This is a genomic window from Stenotrophomonas sp. YJH_SMC_20 (genome assembly GCF_059367845.1).
In genome coordinates this window covers 130,502-151,214 of sequence record NZ_JCAFRG010000004.1, presented here as the reverse complement: position 1 = coordinate 151,214, position 20,713 = coordinate 130,502, and the positions used below count along the sequence as shown (strand labels likewise).

General features: G+C 67.7%; 21 protein-coding genes. 8 read left to right on the top strand and 13 right to left on the bottom strand.

The genetic code is table 11. The annotated features are described in order from the left end of the window. Position 1: 1 nt before the first annotated feature. Entirely contained in the window at positions 2 to 847 is an 846-nt protein-coding gene (gene aroE / locus AC5P6A_RS09065) for a shikimate dehydrogenase (protein ID WP_111099155.1), read from the bottom strand. Between the two features lie 48 nt (positions 848 to 895). Here aroE and AC5P6A_RS09060 point away from each other — a divergent pair, with 48 nt between their 5' ends. After that, positions 896 to 1,768 (top strand): TolB-like translocation protein, encoded by an 873-nt coding sequence (locus AC5P6A_RS09060; RefSeq protein WP_171952499.1) that lies wholly within the window; start codon positions 896 to 898, stop codon positions 1,766 to 1,768. 148 nt (positions 1,769 to 1,916) lie between these two features. Here the strand turns inward: AC5P6A_RS09060 and AC5P6A_RS09055 are convergent, their stop codons facing one another. The 4 genes from AC5P6A_RS09055 to AC5P6A_RS09040 all read right to left on the bottom strand — a co-directional run bounded on the left by AC5P6A_RS09055 (position 1,917) and on the right by AC5P6A_RS09040 (position 4,514). Then, on the bottom strand, positions 1,917 to 2,186 hold the full coding sequence (locus tag AC5P6A_RS09055) for an SHOCT domain-containing protein (RefSeq protein ID WP_171952498.1): 270 nt from the start codon (positions 2,184 to 2,186) through the stop codon (positions 1,917 to 1,919). A 30-nt stretch (positions 2,187 to 2,216) separates the two neighbouring features. Further along, positions 2,217 to 3,206 carry a porphobilinogen synthase gene (hemB, locus tag AC5P6A_RS09050; RefSeq protein ID WP_006400669.1) on the bottom strand — a complete coding sequence of 330 codons (990 nt, stop codon included), beginning with the start codon at positions 3,204 to 3,206 and terminating at the stop codon, positions 2,217 to 2,219. Positions 3,207 to 3,225: 19 nt separating this feature from the next. After that, entirely contained in the window at positions 3,226 to 4,143 is a 918-nt protein-coding gene (locus AC5P6A_RS09045; RefSeq protein ID WP_019661664.1) for a bestrophin family protein, read from the bottom strand. Between the two features lie 122 nt (positions 4,144 to 4,265). Then, positions 4,266 to 4,514: a hypothetical protein gene (locus AC5P6A_RS09040; RefSeq protein WP_006475755.1), complete on the bottom strand. Its 249-nt coding sequence runs from the start codon at positions 4,512 to 4,514 to the stop codon at positions 4,266 to 4,268. Between the two features lie 184 nt (positions 4,515 to 4,698). Between AC5P6A_RS09040 and AC5P6A_RS09035 the strand changes: the two genes are divergently transcribed. Continuing rightward, a complete protein-coding gene (locus AC5P6A_RS09035) occupies positions 4,699 to 5,157 on the top strand; it encodes a hypothetical protein (RefSeq protein WP_010482223.1) in 459 nt (152 codons plus the stop codon). An 84-nt stretch (positions 5,158 to 5,241) separates the two neighbouring features. Here AC5P6A_RS09035 and AC5P6A_RS09030 read toward each other — a convergent pair whose 3' ends face one another. The 4 genes from AC5P6A_RS09030 to AC5P6A_RS09015 form a co-directional block, all read right to left on the bottom strand. Continuing rightward, positions 5,242 to 7,044, bottom strand: a complete 1,803-nt coding sequence (locus AC5P6A_RS09030) for a DUF885 domain-containing protein (RefSeq protein WP_019661665.1) — start codon at positions 7,042 to 7,044, stop codon at positions 5,242 to 5,244. Positions 7,045 to 7,280: 236 nt separating this feature from the next. Further along, a complete protein-coding gene (locus tag AC5P6A_RS09025) occupies positions 7,281 to 7,796 on the bottom strand; it encodes a cytochrome c oxidase assembly factor Coa1 family protein (protein ID WP_019661666.1) in 516 nt (171 codons plus the stop codon). Between the two features lie 25 nt (positions 7,797 to 7,821). Beyond that, on the bottom strand, positions 7,822 to 10,047 hold the full coding sequence (locus AC5P6A_RS09020) for a S9 family peptidase (protein ID WP_019661667.1): 2,226 nt from the start codon (positions 10,045 to 10,047) through the stop codon (positions 7,822 to 7,824). Between the two features lie 188 nt (positions 10,048 to 10,235). Further along, positions 10,236 to 10,925, bottom strand: a complete 690-nt coding sequence (locus tag AC5P6A_RS09015) for a glutathione binding-like protein (RefSeq protein ID WP_019661668.1) — start codon at positions 10,923 to 10,925, stop codon at positions 10,236 to 10,238. Between the two features lie 110 nt (positions 10,926 to 11,035). Between AC5P6A_RS09015 and AC5P6A_RS09010 the strand changes: the two genes are divergently transcribed. Both AC5P6A_RS09010 and AC5P6A_RS09005 read left to right on the top strand, forming a co-directional pair. Continuing rightward, positions 11,036 to 11,677: a TIGR00645 family protein gene (locus tag AC5P6A_RS09010; RefSeq protein WP_019661669.1), complete on the top strand. Its 642-nt coding sequence runs from the start codon at positions 11,036 to 11,038 to the stop codon at positions 11,675 to 11,677. A 201-nt stretch (positions 11,678 to 11,878) separates the two neighbouring features. Then, the gene (locus tag AC5P6A_RS09005) at positions 11,879 to 12,880 is read left to right on the top strand and encodes an energy transducer TonB (RefSeq protein WP_019661670.1); all 1,002 of its coding nucleotides are present in this window, start codon (positions 11,879 to 11,881) and stop codon (positions 12,878 to 12,880) included. Between the two features lie 83 nt (positions 12,881 to 12,963). On the opposite strand, the gene AC5P6A_RS09000 is transcribed toward AC5P6A_RS09005, so the two are convergent. After that, positions 12,964 to 13,218, bottom strand: a complete 255-nt coding sequence (locus tag AC5P6A_RS09000; protein ID WP_134730910.1) for a hypothetical protein — start codon at positions 13,216 to 13,218, stop codon at positions 12,964 to 12,966. A 78-nt stretch (positions 13,219 to 13,296) separates the two neighbouring features. Here AC5P6A_RS09000 and AC5P6A_RS08995 point away from each other — a divergent pair, with 78 nt between their 5' ends. Next, positions 13,297 to 14,094 carry a helix-turn-helix domain-containing protein gene (locus tag AC5P6A_RS08995; RefSeq protein ID WP_134735729.1) on the top strand — a complete coding sequence of 266 codons (798 nt, stop codon included), beginning with the start codon at positions 13,297 to 13,299 and terminating at the stop codon, positions 14,092 to 14,094. A 99-nt stretch (positions 14,095 to 14,193) separates the two neighbouring features. Continuing rightward, complete coding sequence (locus AC5P6A_RS08990; protein ID WP_032959053.1) at positions 14,194 to 14,904, top strand: transposase; 711 nt, start codon at positions 14,194 to 14,196, stop codon at positions 14,902 to 14,904. 24 nt (positions 14,905 to 14,928) lie between these two features. Here AC5P6A_RS08990 and AC5P6A_RS08985 read toward each other — a convergent pair whose 3' ends face one another. The 3 genes from AC5P6A_RS08985 to AC5P6A_RS08975 are packed head-to-tail and all read right to left on the bottom strand — an operon-like array spanning position 14,929 to position 18,379. Continuing rightward, a complete protein-coding gene (locus AC5P6A_RS08985) occupies positions 14,929 to 16,113 on the bottom strand; it encodes an ABC transporter permease (RefSeq protein ID WP_308305993.1) in 1,185 nt (394 codons plus the stop codon). Beyond that, positions 16,110 to 16,856 (bottom strand): ABC transporter ATP-binding protein, encoded by a 747-nt coding sequence (locus AC5P6A_RS08980; RefSeq protein WP_021203318.1) that lies wholly within the window; start codon positions 16,854 to 16,856, stop codon positions 16,110 to 16,112. Before AC5P6A_RS08980 ends, AC5P6A_RS08985 begins: the two co-directional genes overlap by 4 nt. After that, positions 16,853 to 18,379, bottom strand: coding sequence for an alpha/beta hydrolase (locus AC5P6A_RS08975; protein ID WP_233653574.1), 1,527 nt, complete (start codon positions 18,377 to 18,379; stop codon positions 16,853 to 16,855). Before AC5P6A_RS08975 ends, AC5P6A_RS08980 begins: the two co-directional genes overlap by 4 nt. Before the next feature lie 296 nt (positions 18,380 to 18,675). Here AC5P6A_RS08975 and AC5P6A_RS08970 point away from each other — a divergent pair, with 296 nt between their 5' ends. Together AC5P6A_RS08970 and AC5P6A_RS08965 are read left to right on the top strand one after the other, a co-directional pair. Next, positions 18,676 to 19,203 (top strand): DUF1203 domain-containing protein, encoded by a 528-nt coding sequence (locus AC5P6A_RS08970; RefSeq protein WP_346715007.1) that lies wholly within the window; start codon positions 18,676 to 18,678, stop codon positions 19,201 to 19,203. A 191-nt stretch (positions 19,204 to 19,394) separates the two neighbouring features. Further along, on the top strand, positions 19,395 to 20,567 hold the full coding sequence (locus AC5P6A_RS08965; protein ID WP_019661678.1) for a lytic polysaccharide monooxygenase auxiliary activity family 9 protein: 1,173 nt from the start codon (positions 19,395 to 19,397) through the stop codon (positions 20,565 to 20,567). Positions 20,568 to 20,713 lie beyond the last annotated feature (146 nt).

The following is a 20,713-nucleotide window of genomic DNA, read 5'->3' as shown; positions in this document are numbered from 1 at the left end:
ATCAGTCCTCGCCGGCCAGCACGGCCGAGCCCTGGCGCAGCGACTGGTAGACCTCATCGGTCTGCGGGCGCACGCCATGCCACTGCAGGAAGCTCTCGGCGGCCTGTTCGACCAGCATGCCCAGCCCATCCACGGTATTGCGGCAGTTCGACGCGCGTGCCCAGGCCAGGAAGGCGATGGCAGCCTCGCCGTAGTTGAGGTCGACGGCGGTGGTCATCGAGTTGACCAGCGACAGCGGCAGCTTGAACTCGACGTCGCGGTCGCGGCCGGCCGAGGTGGCATTGAGGATCAGCTCGAAGTCACCCAGGTCACGCAGGTCTTCCCAGTAGCGGCTGATCGCGCGGCCCGGTTCGCCCATCGCGTCGATCAGTTCATCGGCGCGTTCCGGTGTGCGGTTGACCACCACCAGCTCGGTGATGCCGGCATCGAGCAGCGCCGGCGCGACGCTGCGCGCGGAACCGCCGGCGCCGATCAGCAGCACGCGGCGGCCACGCAGGTCCAGGCCATGGCGGTCGGTCAGGTCACGCACCAGGCCGATGCCATCGGTGGTATCGCCGTGCCAGCGGTCGCCCTTGCGCAGCAGCGTGTTGACCGAGCCGGCGCGGCGCGCGCGCGCGGTCAGGGTGGTGCACACCGAGAACGCGGCTTCCTTGTGCGGCGAGGTGACGTTGGCACCGACACCGCCTTCGGCGGCGAAGGCTTCCAGGCCGGCCAGGAACGCATCAGGGGCCAGGTCGATTGCACGGTAGTCGATGCTGATGCCTTCCTGGCGACCGAACGTCGCGTGGATCTGCGGCGACTTCGAGTGGGCAACGGGGTGTCCGAAGACGGCGTAACGGTCGGTCATGGAATCCTCAAGCTGGCTAGACTGATGCTCTTTCGTGCACGGACCCGGATGATGCGCATCACCCCGCCCCTGCTGGTGCTTGCCGCCAGTCTACTCTCTGCCCCCGTGGCGATGGCGTTGAACGAGTACGGCATCGAAGGCATGGGCGTGGTCTCCACCCGTGCCGACGAGGGCCGCGCCACGATCAGTCCCGATGGCCAGCGCATCGTCTTTGCACGCCGCGGCGAGGCGGGCTGGGGCCTGTGGCAGGCGCGCGTGGTCGAGGGCCGCTGGCAGCAGGCGCAGGCGCTGCCGGTGGGCGTGGCCGGCGAGGCCCGCGATCCCTACTTCAGCCGTGATGGCCGCTGGCTGCTGTTCGCGGCCGGCCGCGAGGGCGCGCTGGCGCTGTACCGGGCCACGGTGGAAGCCGACGGCCAGCTCGGGAAGGCGCAGCCCTTGGCGGGCGATGGTGGGCGCCGGGAAGAGCGCGGGCCGGCCCTGAGTGCGGACGGCAAGCGGCTGTTGTTTGCCCGCGAGCAGGGTCGCGGCGCGGGCTGGGACCTGTTCGTGGCGTCACTGGACGCGCAGGGCGTGCGTGGCCCAGCCACCGCGTTGGCCGCGTTGAACAGCGCCGACGACGAGACCGACGGCGACTGGCTGGGCAACGACGGCGCGGTGGTGTTCAGCCGCGGCAGCGGCACGACCGCACAGGTGTGGAGCAGCGGCTGCGCGTGGAGTGGCGCGGCCCTGCAGCCGTTGGGACTGTCGTTCAACCAGACCGGCGGCTGGACCGGCGCGCCGGTGATCGACAACGCCAAGCCGGGCGAGATGCTGGTGGCCAGCAGCGCGGCGAAGGCGCCGCGCGCCGGTGGCGTGGACGTGTACCGCTTGGCGGTGCCGAAGAGGGCGGCGGTGGCCGGGTGCGTGCCAGGCGCGCGGTAACGGCAGACGCCAACCAAGGTTGGCGACTACCAGGGCGATGGGGGTGCCAGGTGCGTGCGATAGATCCACGCGATGCGTAGATGATCGCGGGGTAGGTGCCGACCTTGGTCGGCACGCCAAGGTGCCAACCAAGGTTGGCACCCACCCGTCAGCGAGACAACACCTTGGCGCGCTGCTGCTCGTACTCCAGCTCACTCAGCTGGCCGTTGTCCTTGCGCTGGTTCAACGCGGCCAGCTCGGCCTGCACGCTGTCCGGCAGCGCCTGCTCACGGGCCACGTGGCGGGCAGCGGAGAGCTGTTCCGGCGGGCGCTTGCCGGCCCGCCAGGCGGCGATGAAGACACCGACGATGATGGCGCCGAACACCAGTGTTCCGGTGCTCCAGATCAGCCATTGCATCCATCCCAGTTCGGGCGCCATCGCAGTCCTCCGTCTATCGTGTCGCTATTGTCAACGCTCGCGCAGCCATCGCGCCACCTGCGGCGCGAAATAGGTCAGCACGCCGTCGGCGCCGGCCCGCTTGAAGCCCAGCAGCGACTCCAGCACGCAGGCGCGTTCGTCCAGCCAGCCGTTGGCGAAGGCGGCCTTCATCATCGCGTACTCGCCACTCACCTGATAGGCGAAGGTCGGCACACCGAATGTCTCCTTCACCCGGCGCACCAGGTCCAGGTACGGCATGCCCGGCTTGACCATCACCATGTCGGCGCCCTCTTCCAGGTCCAGCGCGATCTCGCGCAGGGCCTCGTCGCCGTTGGCCGGGTCCATCTGGTAGGTCTTCTTGTCGGCCTTGCCGAGGCTGGCCGCGCTACCCACCGCATCACGGAACGGGCCGTAGAACGCCGAGGCGTACTTGGCCGAGTAGGCCATGATGCGCACGTTGATGTGGTTGTCGGCATCCAGCGCACGGCGGATCGCGCCGATGCGGCCGTCCATCATGTCCGACGGCGAGACGATGTCGACCCCGGCTTCGGCGTGCGACACCGACTGCTTGACCAGCGCTTCCACGGTGATGTCGTTCAGCACGTAGCCCTTGTCATCGATGATGCCGTCCTGGCCGTGGGTGGTGTACGGGTCCAGCGCCACGTCGGTCATCACGCCCAGCTCCGGGAAGCGCGACTTCAGCGCGCGGATCGCACGCTGCGCCAGGCCGTCCTCGGCCCAGGCGGCCGATGCGTCCAGCGACTTCAGCGACGGGTCGATCACCGGGAACAGGTCGATCACCGGAATGCCCAGCTCCAGCGCCTCTTCGGCAACCTTCAGCAGTTCTTCGATCGACAGCCGCTCCACGCCCGGCATCGACGGCACTGCGGTGCGGCCGGCCAGTTCGTGCACGAACACCGGGTAGATCAGGTCGTCGGTGGTCAGCGTGTTCTCGCGCATCAGGCGGCGCGAGAACTCGTCGTGGCGCATGCGGCGCGGGCGGTACAGCGGGTGGGACATGGCAGGCTCCGAGGAGTGGCTATTGCAACAGGTAGCCCTGCGGCAGCAGGGGTTCGGGCAACGGGCGTTCGCCGAGCGCATCGAGCTGGTCGATCTCGATCGTGCGCACCAGCGCGTCCAGCGGCAGATCGTTCGGCTCAAGGCCGAAGGGGTCTTCCATTTCTTCGCCCAGCTGGTCCAGGCCGAAGAAGGCATAAGCCAGCACCGCCGACAGCACCGGCGTGCCCCAGCCCAGCGAACTGGCCAGGCCGAACGGCAGCAGCACGCAGAACATCCACGCGCAGCGGTGCAGCAGCAGGGTGTAGGCGAACGGCAGCGGCGTGGTGAGGATGCGCTCGCAGCCGGCCTGGATCGACGACATCGCGTGCAGGCGCTCTTCCAGCTGGGTGTAGAGGATCGGATCGAGCTCACCGCTGCGCAGCGCCTGGGCCAGTTCGGCGGCGATCATCGCCAGCAGCGCGTCGGGCACGTTCTCGCGCTGGCCCAGCTGTTCGCGCTGGCGCTTGTCCAGCCACGGCAGGGCCATCAGCGCCACGATGCGCCCACGCAGGCGCCCGGCCAGGGCGTGGGCGAACGCGGTGGTGACGTAGGCGATGCGGCGACGGCGGCCGGTGTCATCGGCCAGCAGCAGGTTCACCTGGCGGGCCAGCGAACGCGATTCGTAGACCAGCTGGCCCCACAGCTTGCGGCCTTCCCACCAGCGCTCGTAGCAGGCGCTGTTGCGGAAGCTGAGGAAGATCGACAGCACCAAGCCGAGCAGCGTGAACGGCGTGACCGACACGCGTTCGATGCCGGTCGGCGGCGCCAGTTCCACCACCGCAGCCACGGCGATGGACAGGATCAGGATGGCCAGCACCTTGGGCGCGATCGCTTTGACGATCGAACCGCGCAGGATGTACAGCAGTTGCCAGCCGTGGGGACGGGGTCGGATGATCATGGGGCAGCCGCGCCGGGCGCGGATTCACAGGCACGCGGGGGGCTCGCGCAGCCATTCATTGTACGCCCCCGCCCGGCCATCGGCCGTGCGCCTGCGACGCCCTGTCGCACCCGGGCGCGGGCTCAGATGACGCCACCACCCAGGCCGAGGCGGAGGATGCCCACCACCACCACGATGCCGTTCAGGACCAGGCCGGCCCAGGCCCGGCCACGCTTGCTCGGGTGGGTGAACAGGATGCCCAGCGCGGCGATGACCGCGCCCACCGCAGCGAACGGGATAAGGAACCAGTTGCCCCAGCCGAGCAGTGGAATCAGCGCCAGGATCATCCACAACAGCGCCAGTACGCCCCACAACAGACTGATCACGCCCATGCCACTCTCCCGCAGTTGGTTCCTGCCCCAACCATAGACGTTCCCGCTGCCGTCGCCTACTGCCGTTGGCGGGGCTGTCACCCCCGGCGTGCTAGCGTGCTGCCGTGCGTGCCCTGGCCCGGGTGTTGGCGCCGATTCAGAGTGGCCCGCCGATGATCGCAACCAGTCCTACAGGGGTCGTGCCATGAACATCCGTTGGGCCGCGTTGGCGGCCATCCTGCTGGTCGCCGCCGGCTGTGCCAGCACCTCCAAGGTGATGCTGGGCCGCGCCCGCGCACCCATCGATCCGGCACTGGTGCAGATCTATTCGACGCCTCCGGCCGGTTCCCAGGAAATCGCCCAGCTGGAATCGGCGTCCGCCGTCGGCTTCGGCACACAGGGCCAGACCGATGCCGCCGTGGCACGCCTGAAGCGTGAGGCCGCCGCGCTGGGCGCCAATGGCGTGGTGCTGATGGGCGTGGGCAGCAGTGGCTCGCCGGTGGGCATGTCGGTGGGCGCCGGCACGTTCGGCTCGCATGTGGGTGGCGGCGTCGGCATCGGTATTCCGACCACGCAGAAGCGCGCCGCCGGCGTCGCGATCTGGGTGCCGAATCCGGCACCGCCGGCGCGATTGCCGACACAGGTGATTACCCCGCAGCGGTGAGGCGGCAGCGTCACCGCGGGTAGCGCCGGGCCATGCCCGGCGTCTCTCCCGCTGCGCTCGCCGGGCATGGCCCGGCGCTACCGATTATTTCTGCCGGTACTTCGGCACGAACACCTTGTTCACCGCATCAGCCAGCTGGTCCGGCGGCAGCAGGCCCTGGTCGAGCAGGAAGTTGTTGAACGCAAGGCGGTCGAACTTCGCACCCAGTGCCAGCTCGGTCTGCATGCGCAGTTCCAGGATGCGGGTGTAGCCGTAGAAGTAGCTGCCGGCCTGGCCCGGCATGCGCACCATGTAGCGATCCAGTTCCTGGGTGGCCATTGCCTTGGACAGGCCGACCTGCTCCATCAGCACGCGCTCGCCGTTGGCGCGGTCGGTCAGGCCCAGGTTGAGCATCGGGTCCAGCATCGCGCGCGCGGCGCGCAGCAGGCGGAACTGCAGGGCGATCATCTGACCGTCCAGCGGTTCGTAGGGCACCATCTCGGCCTCGGCATACAGTGCCCAGCCTTCCACGTTCACCGAATTGAACGCGAACATGGTGCGTGCCAGCGACACGCCACGCTCGACCATCGCGGTGAACTGGAGCTCGTGGCCGGGGCGGCCTTCATGCGCGCTCAGCGTCCATGCTGCCGCACCGAAGTTGAAGTCGTCGTACTGCGCGCCCGGGCCCGCTGCCGGGTTGCCCAGCGGCAGCACGAAGGTGCCCTGCTGCCCGGTGTTGTTGACCAGCGGCGCCGGCAGGAAATGCGGCGCGGGACTGGCCGCGCTCTCGGCGGCCGAACCCAGGCGCATCTGCATGGCGCGCTGGGGCACGTCGACGATGGCATGCTCGCGGATCAGCGGATCGATCGCGTCGATCACCTTGCGGTAGTGGCCTTCCAGATGGTCGTCGGCGATCTTGTCGGCCTTCAGCGCGCGGATCACCGCCACCGGGTCGCTCGGGTCGGCCACCTTCAGGCCCTTGTCCTTCACCACCAGCGGCGCCAGCTGCTGCATCGCCGAGCGGGTTTCCATGAACTCCAGCTGCGCGCGCTGCATCAGCAGCTTCGGGTCGATGTCGATGCCGACCTGCTTGAGCTGGTAGGCGTACAGCGGCGCTGGCAGGCGCGCATCGGTGCGTGCCTTCGGCAGCACGTCCTTGCGGGTCCAGGCGGCGTAGTCCTTCATCTGCCCGGCCAGGGCCTTCATTGCTTCATCGGTGCCGGCGATCTGGTACTTCTTCAGCAGCGACTCGATACCGGTGATGTAGGTCTCGACGTTGTCCAGCGACTGCTGCACTTCGATCTTGGTCGGCTGCAGCAGGCTGGTGTCCTTCAGGCGCTCTTCATAGCGCTGGCGGGCCAGCGTGGTGAAGGCGGTGCCGCCCGGCTGCAGGCCGGCATAGGCCTTGAGGCGGTCGATCGCCTTGGCCCGGCGCTCGGCCGGCACCTGGTCGGACAGCAGCAGGTTGAGGCCGCTGAACACGGTCTGCGGCGCATCACTCCACGGCAGCAGGTATTTCTCGTTGAGCTCGCTGCCTTCGATGTTCTGGCTGGCGGCGTGGATCATGATCTCCAGGTCCTGGCGGACGTTGGGATCCTTCTCGGTGGCCAGCTTTGCCTTGAGTTCATCGCGGGCTTTGGCCATCGCGGCGCGATAGCGCTTGCCGTTGTCCGGGCCAAGGTCTGCGACCTTGTCGTCGTAGCCGGGAACGCCGAAGAAGCCGGTTTCCTCCGGCTGGAACGGGCCTTGTGCATCAAGCAGGATCTGCGCCAGTGCATTGCTGCGGGCAACCCAGGCCGGGCTGGCCGGGGTAGCGGCCTTGGCGGCGGGTGCGGCCAGCGCCGGTGGCGCAGACAGCAGCGGTGCGGCAGTCAGGGCCAGGGCAACGGCGAACGCAATCGGCTTCATGGTGCACTCCAGGACGGGGTTGCCCGCACCCTACGCGCTCACGGCGATGGCGACAATCGGCGGGAAGTCATGGCGGCTGGTTGTGCAGCCGGGGCTCCGCGGAAGCCTGCCGGCGTAGAGTCGACTGTCAGTCGACTATCGCGCGCAGCGCGGGGGTTTCGCTATCTGACCGAAGAGCAGTCGACTGACAGTCGACTCTACCCGGTCGACGTCCCGCAGTCGCCTGCCCGGGGAGGTCACAACGCGGCGGTCAGCGGGCATTCGCCGCGATCACGGCAGGCCTGCAGCTCGCACTCCTGCGCAGCCTCATCATCATCCAGCGCCGTCAGGTCGAAGGTCTGCTTGTCTTCGGCCAGCACGTACATCACCGGGTAGTCCCAGACATCGTCACGACGGATGCCCTGCACGAACAACCGCCCGCGTGCCTGCGGCCCTTCCAGCGCAACGGTCAGGCCAACGTCGCGCTGGCCGTTGATGGCGGTCTGCATGCTGCCCAGCGGCATCGATTCGATATGCAGCGGCTCGCCGAAGGCTTCCACCAGTTCGATGCTGCAGCCCGCGCGGCGCAACGCTTCGCGCATCGGTGGACTTTCGCGTGCCGCCTCGCTCCAGCGCAACAGGCTCCAGGTCACCACGCCACCGGCGCCACCCAGCACCAGCACCACCGTCAGCGGCATCGCCCAGCGCCAGTGGCGGCGCCACCATCCGGTGGACGTCTGGCGATGGGCGGGAATCGGCGGTGGCAGGGTCATCGGCGGGCTCCTTCCCGGTTGCGGATCAGGGTTTCAGGCAGCGTCCCAGGAAGGCTTCGGCCACGCGGTAGCGATGCAGGGCATCGGCGCCCGACAGGCCATGCTTGGCACCCGGGTAGGTCATCAGCTCGAACGGCTGTGCACGCTTTTGCAGCGCGCTCATCAGGCTGGTCGAGTTGGTGAACAGCACGTTGTCGTCGGCCATGCCGTGGATCAGCAGCAGCGGCGAGCGCAGGCCATCGATATGGGTCAGCACGCGCGCTTCGCGATAACCGGCTTCATTGCGTGCCGGCAGATCCATGTAGCGTTCGGTGTAGTGGCTGTCGTACAGGCCCCAGTCGGTCACCGGCGCACCGGCCACGCCGCAGGCGTACTGGTTCGAGGCCTTGGCCAGCAGCATCAGGGTCATGTAACCGCCGTTGGACCAGCCCTGCACGCCAATGCGCGCCGGGTCCACCCACGGCTGCTGCTTGAGCCAGGCCACGCCGCGCAGCTGGTCGGTCACTTCCACCGTGCCCTGCTTCCCGTACAGCGCACCACCGAAGTCGCGGCCGCGACGCGGGGTGCCGCGGTTGTCCAGCGAGAACACCACGTAGCCCTGCTGGGCCAGGTACTGGTTGAACAGGTGATCACCGCGGCCGGGCCAACTGTCGGTGACGGTCTGGCTGGCCGGGCCGCCATAGACATACACCGCCACCGGGTAGCGCTTGGACGGATCAAACCCGGCCGGCTTGATCAGGCTGTAGTTCAGTGGGGTCTTGCCATCGGCGGCGGTCAGCGTGCCGAACTCGACCGGGCGCTGCGCGTCGCGGTAGCGCGCATACGGGTGCTTGGGATCGGCCAGGTCGTTCTCCACCAGCGTAGCGATCTTCTCGCCATTGGCGCGGAACAGCTCGATCTGCGGCGGCGTGGTGCTGTTGGACCAGCTGTCGACATAGACGCTGGCATTGCGGGCGAACGTGGCGCTGTGCATGCCCGGTGCCTTGGACAGGCGCTGGGGCTCGCCGCCCTGCAGCGATACCGCGTAGATCTGGCTTTCGCGCGAGGTTTCGATGCCGGCGCGGAAGTAGGCCTTGCCGGCCTTCTCATCAACCGCCAGCAGTTCGTCCACCGGCCAGTTGCCGTGGGTCAGCGCGGTGGTCTTGCCCTTGCTGTCGATGCGGTACAGGTGCTGGAAGCCGGTACGCTCGGACGACCACAGCACGCTGCCGTCTTCCAGGAAGCGCAGGCTGTTATGCAGCGGCACCCAGGTCGGGCTGGTCTCGTGGGCGAGCACGCGCTGGCGGTTGGAGTCGAGCGCCACTTCCACCAGGTCCAGTTGCTTCTGGTCACGCGACTGGCGCTGGAAACTCAGGTGCTGCGGATCGCGCCAATCGACGCGGGCCAGGTAGATATCCTGTTCCCTGCCGAGGTCGACCCAGCGCGGCTGCGCATCGGCGGCCGGTGCGATCACGCCCAGCTGCACGCGCACGTTGGCGTCGCCGGCGGCCGGGTAACGCTGCTCGATCACGTCGGTGCGGTCGGCATAGACCTCGTAGCGCTTCTGTACCGGCACCGGCGATTCATCGATGCGGGCAAAGGCAATGGCCGAATCATCCGGCGCCCACCAGTAGCCGGTGTGGCGATCCATCTCCTCATCGGCGACGAACTCGGCCACGCCGTTGCCGATGGTGGTGCTGCCGTCGTGGGTCAGCTGCAGCTGCTTGCCATTGGCCAGGTCGATCACCCACAGGTTGCGGCCGCGGATGAAGCTGACGAAACCGCCCTTGGGCGACAGCTTGGCGTCGGTGGCGAAACCTTCACCGTGGGTCAGCTGGCGCACGGCCGCCTGGCCCTGCTGCTTGAGGTCGTACAGGTAGAGTTCGCCGCCCAGCGGGAACAGCAGGCGCTGCGCGTCCGGCGACCACTGGTAATCAACGATGCCGGTCATCGCGGCGATGCGCTGGCGCTCGCGGCGTGCCTTTTCCTCGTCGCTGAGGGTCTCGGTGCCGGGCAGCACCACCTTGGAATCAACCAGCAGCCGGGTCTGGCCGCTACCGATGTCGTAGGTCCACAGGTCCAGCTGGTTTCGGTCGCTGTCCTTGCCGCGCAGGAAGCTGACCTGCGATCCGTCCGGTGCCACCTTGGGCTTCATCAAGGTCGGGCCGGACAGCGGCAGCGGACCGGTGATGGCTTCCAGGGTCAGCTTTTCAGCGTGGGCAGCGGTTGTGGTGGCAAGCATGAGGGCGAGCGAAGCGAACAGGTGGCGCATGGAGGATCCCGGCAAACGGCAGGTACGCCTCCACGCGGGGCGCGGGACGGTCGTCCCCCCATCCTAACCAAGCCCGTGCGGGAAGGCAGCATGACCTTCTGCCCATAAGGCGTGCGGACGAGTGCCGACCAAGGGTCGGCACCCACCATCCGTAGATCCACGTCACGCGTGAATGACGCCGTCCTGGTTCAACGCTGGCCGAACAGGTGCTTGCGCTCTTCGTCGCTGAGCGGCTTGCCGGCGTTGGGGTTCACCTGCTGGCGCAGGGCATAGGCGCGCTGGGTGGCCGGGCGTGCGGCAATCGCTTCATGCCAGCGCTTGAGGTTCGGGAACGCGGCGAAGTCCACCGGCAGCGTGTCGTAGGCGCCGACCCACGGGTAGCTGGCCATGTCGGCGATGGTGTACTCATCGCCGGCCAGGAAGGCGTGCTGGGCCAGGCGCTTGTCCATCACCCCGTGCAGGCGGCGCACCTCGTTGTCGTAGCGCTCGATGGCATAGGGAATCTTCTCCGGCGCGTACACGTTGAAGTGGCCCATCTGGCCACTCATCGGGCCCAGGCCCGCCATCTGCCAGAACAGCCATTCCAGGGTGGTCACGCGGCCACGCGCGTCGCTGGGCAGGAAGCGGCCGGTCTTCTCGGCCAGGTACAGCAGGATCGCGCCGGACTCGAACACACTCTGGGGAGCACCGCCATCGGCCGGGGCATGGTCGACGATGGCCGGCATCTTGTTGTTCGGCGAGATGGCCAGGAATTCCGGCTTGAACTGGTCGCCCGAACCGATGTTGACCGGGTGGATGCGGTACTCCAGGCCGGCTTCCTCCAACAGCAGGGTCACTTTGTGGCCGTTCGGGGTGGGCCAGTAATACAGGTCGATCATGGCGGCGGCTCGGGGTGCGGAAAGGAACCTGAAGTCTAGTGCGTGAGTTGGGTTGGCACCGTCATGGCGGGCCGGTAACCTCGCGGCTCCCCCGAAACGCACTGTCCTGCATGAGCCACAGTCCTCGTCCCTTGTCCCCGTTGTCCTCGCTGATCTTCGCCTCGCGCTGGCTGCAGCTGCCGCTGTACCTGGGCCTGATCCTTGCCCAGTGCGTCTACGTGTTCCTGTTCGGCAAGGAACTGTGGCACCTGCTGTCCCACTCGGTGTCGATGGGCGAACAGCAGATCATGCTGATCGTGCTGGGCCTGATCGACGTGGTGATGATCTCCAACCTGCTGGTGATGGTGATCGTCGGCGGCTATGAAACCTTCGTCTCGCGCCTGCGCCTGGAAGGCCACCCGGACCAGCCGGAATGGCTGAGCCACGTCAACGCCAGCGTGCTGAAGGTGAAGCTGGCGATGGCGATCATCGGCATCTCCTCGATCCACCTGCTGAAGACCTTCATCGCCACCAGCGCGTTGAAGGGACTGCCGCTGTGCAAACCGGAACAATGGGCAGCGGCAGTGTCTTCGGCGTCGACCAGTTTCTACAACGCTGGCGTCGATACCTGCACGACCATGACCCAGGAAGGTGTGCTGTGGCAGACCATCATCCACTGCGTGTTCATCCTGTCGGCGATCGGCATCGCCTGGACCGACAAGCTGATGTCCAACGGCCACAGCAAGTCGCACGACAAGGCACACGACCACTGAGGTCGCCGCCGGCCACGACATGATCACTGCGGCCCCACCCGGCCACCACCCCTTGTGCGGGGCGGTGGCCGGGATGCTAGATTGCATCCTCGCCGTTGCCGGCGGTGGCGTCGGGAAACGCCACCCTGCCGCGCCTGGACCACGGGTCCCGGCCATGCATATCAATGATTTACGTCACGTCGTCTTCTAGAGGGGAGCAGGATGTCGCACGTCTCAACGATCACCGCCGCGCGCCGGTGGCTGCCGGTTGCTTTGGCACTGGCGCTGGCCGCCTGCTCGGGCAAGGAAGAATCCGCAGCACCGGCTCCGGCCGCCGCCCCCACCGCCGCTGCACCGGCCGCACCGGTGGTCGCCGCCAAGGTGCAGTCGATGGGCACCGAGCAGCTGCGTGAGTCGGCCAGCCAGGCCCTGCGCGAGAACCGCATGTACGCGCCGGCCGGCGACAATGCCATCGAGTACTACCTCGCCCTGCGCGACAAGACCCCGGACGACGCCTCGGTGAAGAGCGCGCTGACCGACCTGCTGCCCTACACCCTGATCGCCGCCGAGCAGCACCTGGGCCGCGAGGACTACACCGAAGCACAGCGCCTGGTGGCACTGATCGAGAAGGTGGATGCCTCCGCGCCCGCCCTGCCGCGCCTGAAGGACGGTCTGTCCAAGGGCGTGGAAAACGCGGCCAAGCGCACCGAGACCGAAGCGGAGAAGGCAAAGAAGGACGCCGAGGAGCGCAGCAAGCAGCAGATCGAACAGCAGCGCCTGGCCGAACAACGCGCCAAGGAAGCCGACGCGGCCAAGCAGATCGCTGCCCAGCAGGACGCCGCACGCCGCGACAACGAACGCCAGGAAGCCGAGCGCCAGGCCGCCGCACGCCGCGAAGCCGAACAGAAGCAGCAGCAGGCCGCGGCCCAGCAGGCCAGCGCGGCGCGCCAGGCCGCGGCTGCCGCCGCGCCCACCCTGCGCCCGATCAGTACGCCGGCGCCGCGCTATCCGGCCGAGGCACTGCGTTCGGGAACGTCGGGCGAAGTGCTGGTGGAGATCACGGTCGGTACCGACGGCTCGGTGGTCAACGCCCGCGTGCTGCGCGCAACCTCCGGCCGCACCTTCGACCGCGAAGCCCTGAACGCAGTCAAGCGCTGGCGCTTCGAGCCGGTCAGCGCGCCGGTCACCACCCGCCGCACCCTGGTGTTCGCGCCAGGCGGCTGACCGCAGAAAAGGGGACGGAGGGGATTAAGTCGTTTCCGCCCCAAAATGACCACACGGCCCGGCATCTCCGGGCCGTGTCCGCTTCAGGAGAGGCTGTCAATCAGGCGTTGCAGTGCCGGATCGCGCGCGGCCAGCACCTGGAACAGGCCCAGCGCATGCAGGCCCGGCAGCAGCCCACGCAGATCTGCTTCGGCGGTGGCGCGGGTGGCGTCATCGCTGGCGGGGTCCTGCCAGTCACGGACGCTGGCGAGGAAGGCGCCCACGCTGCCCTTGCGCACGATGAGGCCGTTTACCTGCACGTCGTTCTGATGGTCGGGAAGAATGTCCTGGGGCTGCATCGGGGCGGCTCGTGTTGGAATGGGCGCCCAGTGTGGCGCGCGCGGATCGGCGCTTCTGCCGTATAACTGCCAATGGATATGGCAGATCAGACACCGACCGGCTTGATTGATCCGGCATTGGCGGACGCCGACGACGGCCCCATCGTGCTGGCCGGCCAGCTGCGCGTGCCCGGAAGGCGGCGCACCGCGCGCCACCAGCACGTGCGCGGCCAGTTGCTGGGTGCCCACCACGGCCTGCTGCGGATCGAGGCCGGCGACCTGCACTGGCTGCTGCCGGCGGGGCATGTTGCCTGGATACCGCCCTTGCTGCCCCACGCCCTGGTAGGGGCAGACGCATTCGATGGCTGGAGCCTGTACGTCCGCGCCGATGCCGGCCTGGATCTGCCGCCGCTGCCCCGCATTTTCCAACCCGATGTGCTGTTGCAGGCGGCGGTGACGCGGGCACTGCGTTGGCCGCATCAGGCACTGGACGCTGCGCAGGCACGCTTGGCCGGCGTCATCGCCGATGAGATCCGTGCCAGCACTCCCTTGCCACTTGCCCTGCCACAACCGCAGGATCGACGGTTGCGGCGGATCGCGGCGGCGCTGGCACGGTCGCCGGACGACCTTCGCAGCGTCGAAGCGTGGGCAGCCACCAGCGGACTGTCCAGCCGCAGTCTCGCCCGCCGTTGGCAGGCCGAAACTGGCATGACCTTGAGCCAGTGGCGGCAGCGCCTGCGCGTGCTGCTGTCACTGCCACGCCTGCTGGCAGGCGAACCCGTGATCAGCGTTGCGCTGTCAATGGGCTACGACACACCCAGTTCCTTCATCAGCGTGTTCAAGCGCGTGATGGGGGTAACGCCTGCGCGGTACGCAAAAGGGGACGGAGGGGATTAGGTCGCTTCTGACTCCTCCGATACGCCGGCGCGGCATTACCTGATGCCCCACGCCACGGTGCCGATGCCAGGCTGAGGCACCCTTCGACCTGGGAATCCCATGCCCCGACAAGCGCGCCTGATGCTGGCCGGCCAGGCCTATCACGTGATCCAGCGCGGTGTGAACAAGGGTGCGATCTTTGTCGACGACATCGACCGGCAACTGTTCCTGCATCTGCTGCACAGCGCTTTCCTCAAGCACCGCGTCGCACTGCATGCCTACGTACTGATGGACAACCACATCCACCTACTGGCCACGCCATCCACGCAGCGTGGGCTGGCCGATGCAATGCGCATGCAGGGCAACAACTATGTGCAGGCTTTCAACCAGCGGCACGGCCGCACCGGTCCCCTGTGGCAGGGCCGCTTCCATTCCTCGATGATCGACAGCGACGCTTACCTGCTCAGCGTATACCGCTACATCGAACGCAATCCCGTTCGTGCCGGCATTGCGGTCAGTGCTGAAGATCATCCATGGTCCAGCGTGCACGGCAACCTTCAACGACGCGATGACCCCATGCTGACCCCGCATCCCGCATTCAGAGCGTTGGCCGCGACCGCTCGCAACAGGACGGCGGTGTATGCGCGATTCCTGCGCGATGTGAATGCGTCCGCCGATCTGCCCGCAATCCGCAGTCATAGCGCCAAACAGCGTCCGTTGGGGGATGCTGCGTTCCTGCGGATGGTAGAGAAGACGCTCGGGCGGCCGGTGGCAATGCGAAGACAAGGCCGCCCGCGCAAGGAGGGGACGGGAGGGGCAGAAACGACTTAATCCCCTCCGTCCCCTTTTTTGCGGTCAGCCGGAGATGGCCAGGCGCTCGTTGTGGTAGCGGCGCACGGCGGCGAACCACAGCATAGCGGCCAGGCCGAGGCTGGCACCGAGGTAGATCGCCCAGACCGTCGGGGTGATGGTCTCGTGGCGGATCACCTTCAGCAGCATCTGGTTCTGCGACAGGAACGGCACGGCGTACTGCCACATCTCGCTCTTCAGCGGATAGGCCACCAGGGCGTAGCCAGGCAGCATCGGCAGCAGCATCAGCCAGGTCATGTGGCTCTGCGCTTCCTTCATGCTCTTGGCCGCAGCCGACAGGAAGGTCAGCAGCGAGGTGCCGATCAGCAGCATCGGCAACATCACCAGCAGCATCTGCAGCATCGAGCCGACGTTCATGTTGAACTGGCGGCCGATGTTGCCGGGGGCGATCTGCGCGCTCACCTTGAACGCGACCAGGGTCAGCAGCAGCGACACGAAACCGACCACGCAGGCGGCGGCGATCTTGCCGCTGACGATCGCACTGCGCGAGCCCGGCGTGGCCAGCAAGGGTTCCAGTGACTGCCGCTCGCGCTCGCCGGCCGTGGCGTCCATCACCAGGTAGGCGCCACCGATGAACGAGGTCAGCGTCAGCAGTACCGGCAGCAGCATCGACAGGATCATGCCGCGCTTGGCCTCGGCACTGGCCAGGTCCTGGCGCGCCACGTCCAGCGGGCGTGCCACCTGTGCGTCGATGCCGCGTGCCATCAGGCGCAAGGCACCGACCTGGCCGTTGTAGGTGGCCAGCGCCGCCTCCAGGCGTGCACTGGGTACTTCGGCCGCGCGACGCGTGCTGTCCATGATGACCTCCACCAGCGCCGGCTTGCCCTCGGCCCAGTCCTTGCCGAACTCATCGCTGATGCGCAGCGCCACATCGATGTCCTGGGTGCGGATGGCCTCGGCCAGGTCCTTCGGTGCCGGTGCGGTGTTCAGCCCCTGCGCGGCGAGGAAGCGCACCAGGTTCGGCGCGTTGTCCGCACCGATGGTCGGAATCTGCAGCGGTTGTTCGATCTGGGTGCGCACCCGGCTCTCGGCCAGCTTGCCCATGCCCAGCAGCAGCACCGGGTACAGCAGTGGCCCGAACAGCAGGGTCAGAAGCAGCGTGCGGCGGTCACGCGACAGGTCACGCAGCTCCTTGCGCATCACCGTCATCAGGGTCGACATCATGCTCATGCGTGCAGGCCCTCTTCGCTGCCGATCAGTTTCACGAACGCATCTTCCAGGTTGGATTCGCCGGCCTGCGCACGCAGTTCGTCGGCGCTGCCGGCGGCCATCACCGTGCCCTTGGCGATGATCACGATGTGATCGCACAGCGCGGCCACCTCCTGCATGATGTGGCTGGACAGGATCACGCAGCGACCCTCTTCGCGCAGGCCCAGCAGGAAGCGGCGCAGCGCGCGCGTGGTCATCACGTCCAGGCCGTTGGTCGGTTCATCGAGAATGACGTTGCGAGGGTCGTGCACCAGCGCGCGGGCAATCGCGGTCTTGGTGCGCTGGCCCTGCGAGAAGCCATCGGTCTGGCGGTCGAGGATGTCCCCCATGTCCAGCGCGTGCGACAGCACCTCGATGCGTTCGCGGATGCGCTCGGCCGACAGGCCATGCAGTTCGCCGAAGTAGGCGATGTTCTCGCGCGCAGTCAGGCGCTTGTAGACGCCACGCGCATCAGGCAGCACGCCGAGGTGGCGACGCACCTCCACCGGATTGCGCGCCGCATCGATGCCGTCGACAGTGATGCTGCCCTGATCGGGCGTCATCAGCGTGTACAGCATGCGCATGGTGGTGGTCTTGCCGGCACCGTTGGGCCCCAGCAGGCCGGTGATGCGGCCATCCTCGGCGCGGAAGCCGACGTTGGACACTGCCTGGATACGGCCGGTGCGGGTGTCGAAGGCCTTGTGCAGGTTGTCGGCGACGATCATGGTTCCCATCCGTTGAACGAGGTGAACGCCGGCACGTAGCTCAGCGTATCCAGGCAGCCGGCATCCAGCGCCTTGGCATCGGTCGTGTCGATGAACTGGCCGAGCAGGCGCGGCATGCAGCCGGCGGTCAGCGTGCCGTGGCCCTGGCCACGGGCGACCAGCGCGCGTCCATTGGGCAGGCCCTTGAGGACCTGCTCGGCATAGCGCGGCGGGGTCACCGGGTCCAGTTCACCAGACAACAGCAGCGCCGGTACGTCACTGCGCAGCGGCACGGCATTGGCTGCCGGTGCCGGACGGTGCGGCCACACCGGGCAGGCCGCGAAGAACGCACTGGCCACCTCGTTGCCAAACAGCCGCTCGGGATCCTCGGCCGGCGCGTGGTAGCGCGGCGCATCTTCGCTACAGATCACCGACCAATGCATCCCGCGGTTGATCTGGAAATCCATGCTGCGGTTCGCACCGCGTGCCAGCGAGGCGAGCGGCGCGTAGCGGCCGTGCGCGGCTTCATCAAGAACCAGCGGCAGCAATGAGGCGTACTGGGGTACGTAGGAAAACGCAAAAGCCAGGCCCACCACGCTGTCCGGTGTCAGCACATCCTTCCGGGTCCCGTAGGTGCCGGGGTCGCGATACTCGACCGGAACCGGTGCACGGCGCAGGGTCTCGACCACGCTGCGCAGCTGCGCACGGGTATCGGTCGGGAAGCGCTTGCTGCAGGTAACGTCCTTGCGGCACTGCGCCGACTGCAGGGCGATCGCGTCCTCGAATGTCCTGGCGAAATCGCCGCCCACCACCAGCTCATTCGGCACCACGCCATCGATGACGATGCTGCGGGTGTGCTGTGGATAGGTACCCGCATAGCGCTGGGCCACGCGGGTGCCGTAGGACGCACCGATCAGGTTGACCCGGTCCACGCCCAAGGCCTGGCGAACTGCGTCCAGGTCTGCAATGGCTTCGGTGGTGGTGTAGAAACGTGCGTCCGCACGTCCCTGCAGGGAAGCCGCACAGCGCTGGGCGTAGTCGCGCAGCGATGCCTCGGAAGGCGCGGCATCCTCGTCCATCGGCAGCTCCTTCCCGTCCGCGCCCAGGCAGCTGAGCGGGTTGGAACCGCCGGTGCCGCGCTGGTCGATCAGGAACACGTCGCGCTGTTTGCGCACCTGGCGCAGTGCAGTATCGACGATGACCGCCACCTCGCTGGCCGCCTGGCCGGGGCCGCCGGCCAGGAAGAACACCGGATCCGGCTGGCTGGCGCCGCTGCTGCCCGATTCAAGCCAGGCGATACGCAGGCCGATCCGGCGACCGTCAGGCTGGGCCCGGTCCTCCGGCACCTGCAGGGTGGCGCACTGCGCCTCCACGTTGGCGCTGGCACCTACCGTGGACAGCGTGCAGGGCTGGAAATCGATCGTGCCGAAGCGGCGGCCGGGTGCGTCAGTGGCGCCCTCGGCGCCGGGTGACGGCGGCTGGCTGCAACCGGCAAGCATCAGGCTGGCCAACGCTGCGGCCAACGCGAGGTGGAGTCTTTGCATCGTGCTCGTTTCCCCTGGAAGACGTTCCTGGCAACCACGACGGGCTGCCGCGGAAGATGTGACTCAACTTACACGGGCAGCGCGCCGACGGCGATGGGCAATGACGAATCCGCCGCCAACGGCGCGCAGACCGGACGGTCCTGCCCCTCGGCCTTGGTCGGCACAGGGCGGCACCGGCGGCGGCCCGCAGCACCCCACGGGCCAGTGCCCCGGCCTGACGGCGATGCGGGGTCTGAAAACGGCGAGCACGGCCGCCGGCGCACGCGCAGAATCCGCCGCAAACCCAGGAGACACCCATGCACACGTGGTACCTCGGTGGCATCGACCATCGCCCCTTCCTGCACCTGTTCGAGATGAGCGACTGCGCGCTCGCTGCGCTCGGCATCCAGCGTCGCTGGGCCGGCGCGAGCGGCGGACATCCCTGCCGGATCAGCCTGAGCGATCCCGCGCCTGGCAGCGAACTGCTCCTGCTGTCCCACGTCCACCTGCCGCTGCATTCGCCGTACCGCGCCGCCGGCCCGATCTTCGTGCAGCGCGGCGTGACCCGTTGCATCCTGCCGCCGGGCGAGGTGCCCCCGTATGTGCAGCGCCGGGTGATCTCGATGCGTGCCTATGACCACGCCGCGCTGATGTGCGGTGCCCAGGTCTGTGCGGGCACCGAGGTGGCCGACCACCTGGATGCACTGTTTGCCGACCCGTCGGTGGCGTTCGTCCAGCTGCACAACGCCGCGCATGGCTGTTTCTCGTGCCAGGCAGATCGGGTGGGTACCGGGACTGCGTCGCGTGATCTCCATGACGTGATCGATGCCACGCCGGTCACGTGACGTCCAGCGCATCCGTTCAGCCCTGCGTGAAGCCTGCGGGAAGGGCTTCACATGCGCAGTCACGGATCGGCACTGCGATGGTTCCGCCGCCTGCAGTGCGACTCGATACTCGCCCTGGTGCCGCCGAAAGTCCGCCGCCCAGCGCAGCGCCTGCGGTCACCGTTCCCTTTCGACGACCACAAGGATGCGCCATGTCATTCCGATCCACACCGCTGTTGCTGGCCACCTCGTTCGCCGCTGCGGGCCTGTGCCTGGCCGGCAACGCGTTCGCCCACGGCACGATGACCACGCCGGTCAGCCGCGTCTATGCCTGCTTCCAGGGCAATCCCGAGAATCCGACCAACCCGGCCTGTGCCGCTGCAAAAGCGATTGGCGGTTCACAGGCGTTCTACGACTGGAACGGCATCAACCAGGCCAACGCCAACGGCAACCATCAGGCCGTGGTGCCCGACGGCAAGCTGTGCAGCGGCAACAACCCGACCTTCCGCGGCCTGGACGTGAACCGCAGTGACTGGCAGACCACGCCGATCCACGCCGATGCCAATGGCAGGTTCACCTTCGTGTTCAAGGCAACCGCGCCGCACGCCACGCGCGACTGGCGCTTCTTCGTCACCCGCGACGGCTGGCAACCGGGCAGCCCGTTGCGCTGGGCCGACCTGCAGGAGTTCTGCACGCTGGGCAATACACCGCTCTCTGCCGATGGCACCTACAAGCTGCAGTGCACGCTGCCGCAGCGCAGCGGCCAGCATGTGATCTACAACACCTGGCAGCGCTCGGATTCGACCGAGGCGTTCTACACCTGCATGGACGTGCGCTTTGAAGGCGGCGGCGGTGGTACGACGCCGGCACCGCAATGGCAGGATGCCGGCCCGGTCACCGCCCGCGGTGAATTGCCGGTCGGTACGACGCTGGCACTGCGCGTGTTCAATGCCAGCGGCAACGATGTCGAACGTGTGGAAGCGACGCTGGCCAGCGGCCAGACCTCGGCCGCGCAATGGCCCTTGGCGCTGGCCCGCAAGGTCAATGCCAGTGCCCAGCATGCGCGCGTGGGCGTGCTGGCCAATGGTGCAATCACGCCGACGGCCTCGGCCACCGCCAACCGCGTGTACCTGAAGGATGGCAACCGCTTCCAGCTCGACACGAAGGTGCCGGACCCGGGCACGCCGTCGCCGGGCGGTGATTTCGACCATGTGTACCCGGCCGGTATCGGCGGCTATGTGCCGGGCCAGACCGTGGTGAAGGGCACCGACGGCAAGCTGTACGCCTGCCGTCCGTTCCCGGAGGGTGCATGGTGCAACGTCAATGCCGAGGCCTACCGGCCGGGCGTGGGCGCGGCCTGGCGCGATGCGTGGATCGCGTACTGAGGCAGTGATGCGGGAGGCGGTGCACAATGCACCGCCTTTCGCCCGGATGACGGCAAAGTAAGCACCGTGTTGCAGATCGAACACAGCCGCCATCGATTTCAAACTTGTCCGATGTTGCCGGCGCATCTGCATGTGAAGACTCCTTG

Coding starts and splice junctions, on each gene's coding strand:
- AC5P6A_RS08975 (WP_233653574.1), bottom strand. CDS start 18,379: ATGCAAAGACTCCACCTCGCGTTGGCCGCAGCGTTGGCCAGCCTGATG.
- AC5P6A_RS08985 (WP_308305993.1), bottom strand. CDS start 16,113: ATGAGCATGATGTCGACCCTGATGACGGTGATGCGCAAGGAGCTGCGT.
- hemB (WP_006400669.1), bottom strand. CDS start 3,206: ATGTCCCACCCGCTGTACCGCCCGCGCCGCATGCGCCACGACGAGTTC.
- AC5P6A_RS09000 (WP_134730910.1), bottom strand. CDS start 13,218: ATGCAGCCCCAGGACATTCTTCCCGACCATCAGAACGACGTGCAGGTA.
- AC5P6A_RS09015 (WP_019661668.1), bottom strand. CDS start 10,925: ATGATCGACCTGTATTACTGGCCCACCCCGAACGGCCACAAAGTGACC.
- AC5P6A_RS08995 (WP_134735729.1), top strand. CDS start 13,297: ATGGCAGATCAGACACCGACCGGCTTGATTGATCCGGCATTGGCGGAC.
- AC5P6A_RS08965 (WP_019661678.1), top strand. CDS start 19,395: ATGTCATTCCGATCCACACCGCTGTTGCTGGCCACCTCGTTCGCCGCT.
- AC5P6A_RS09035 (WP_010482223.1), top strand. CDS start 4,699: ATGAACATCCGTTGGGCCGCGTTGGCGGCCATCCTGCTGGTCGCCGCC.
- AC5P6A_RS09005 (WP_019661670.1), top strand. CDS start 11,879: ATGTCGCACGTCTCAACGATCACCGCCGCGCGCCGGTGGCTGCCGGTT.
- AC5P6A_RS09045 (WP_019661664.1), bottom strand. CDS start 4,143: ATGATCATCCGACCCCGTCCCCACGGCTGGCAACTGCTGTACATCCTG.
- AC5P6A_RS09060 (WP_171952499.1), top strand. CDS start 896: ATGATGCGCATCACCCCGCCCCTGCTGGTGCTTGCCGCCAGTCTACTC.
- AC5P6A_RS08990 (WP_032959053.1), top strand. CDS start 14,194: ATGCCCCGACAAGCGCGCCTGATGCTGGCCGGCCAGGCCTATCACGTG.
- AC5P6A_RS09055 (WP_171952498.1), bottom strand. CDS start 2,186: ATGGCGCCCGAACTGGGATGGATGCAATGGCTGATCTGGAGCACCGGA.
- AC5P6A_RS08970 (WP_346715007.1), top strand. CDS start 18,676: ATGCACACGTGGTACCTCGGTGGCATCGACCATCGCCCCTTCCTGCAC.
- AC5P6A_RS08980 (WP_021203318.1), bottom strand. CDS start 16,856: ATGATCGTCGCCGACAACCTGCACAAGGCCTTCGACACCCGCACCGGC.
- aroE (WP_111099155.1), bottom strand. CDS start 847: ATGACCGACCGTTACGCCGTCTTCGGACACCCCGTTGCCCACTCGAAG.
- AC5P6A_RS09020 (WP_019661667.1), bottom strand. CDS start 10,047: ATGCGCCACCTGTTCGCTTCGCTCGCCCTCATGCTTGCCACCACAACC.
- AC5P6A_RS09040 (WP_006475755.1), bottom strand. CDS start 4,514: ATGGGCGTGATCAGTCTGTTGTGGGGCGTACTGGCGCTGTTGTGGATG.
- AC5P6A_RS09025 (WP_019661666.1), bottom strand. CDS start 7,796: ATGACCCTGCCACCGCCGATTCCCGCCCATCGCCAGACGTCCACCGGA.
- AC5P6A_RS09010 (WP_019661669.1), top strand. CDS start 11,036: ATGAGCCACAGTCCTCGTCCCTTGTCCCCGTTGTCCTCGCTGATCTTC.
- AC5P6A_RS09030 (WP_019661665.1), bottom strand. CDS start 7,044: ATGAAGCCGATTGCGTTCGCCGTTGCCCTGGCCCTGACTGCCGCACCG.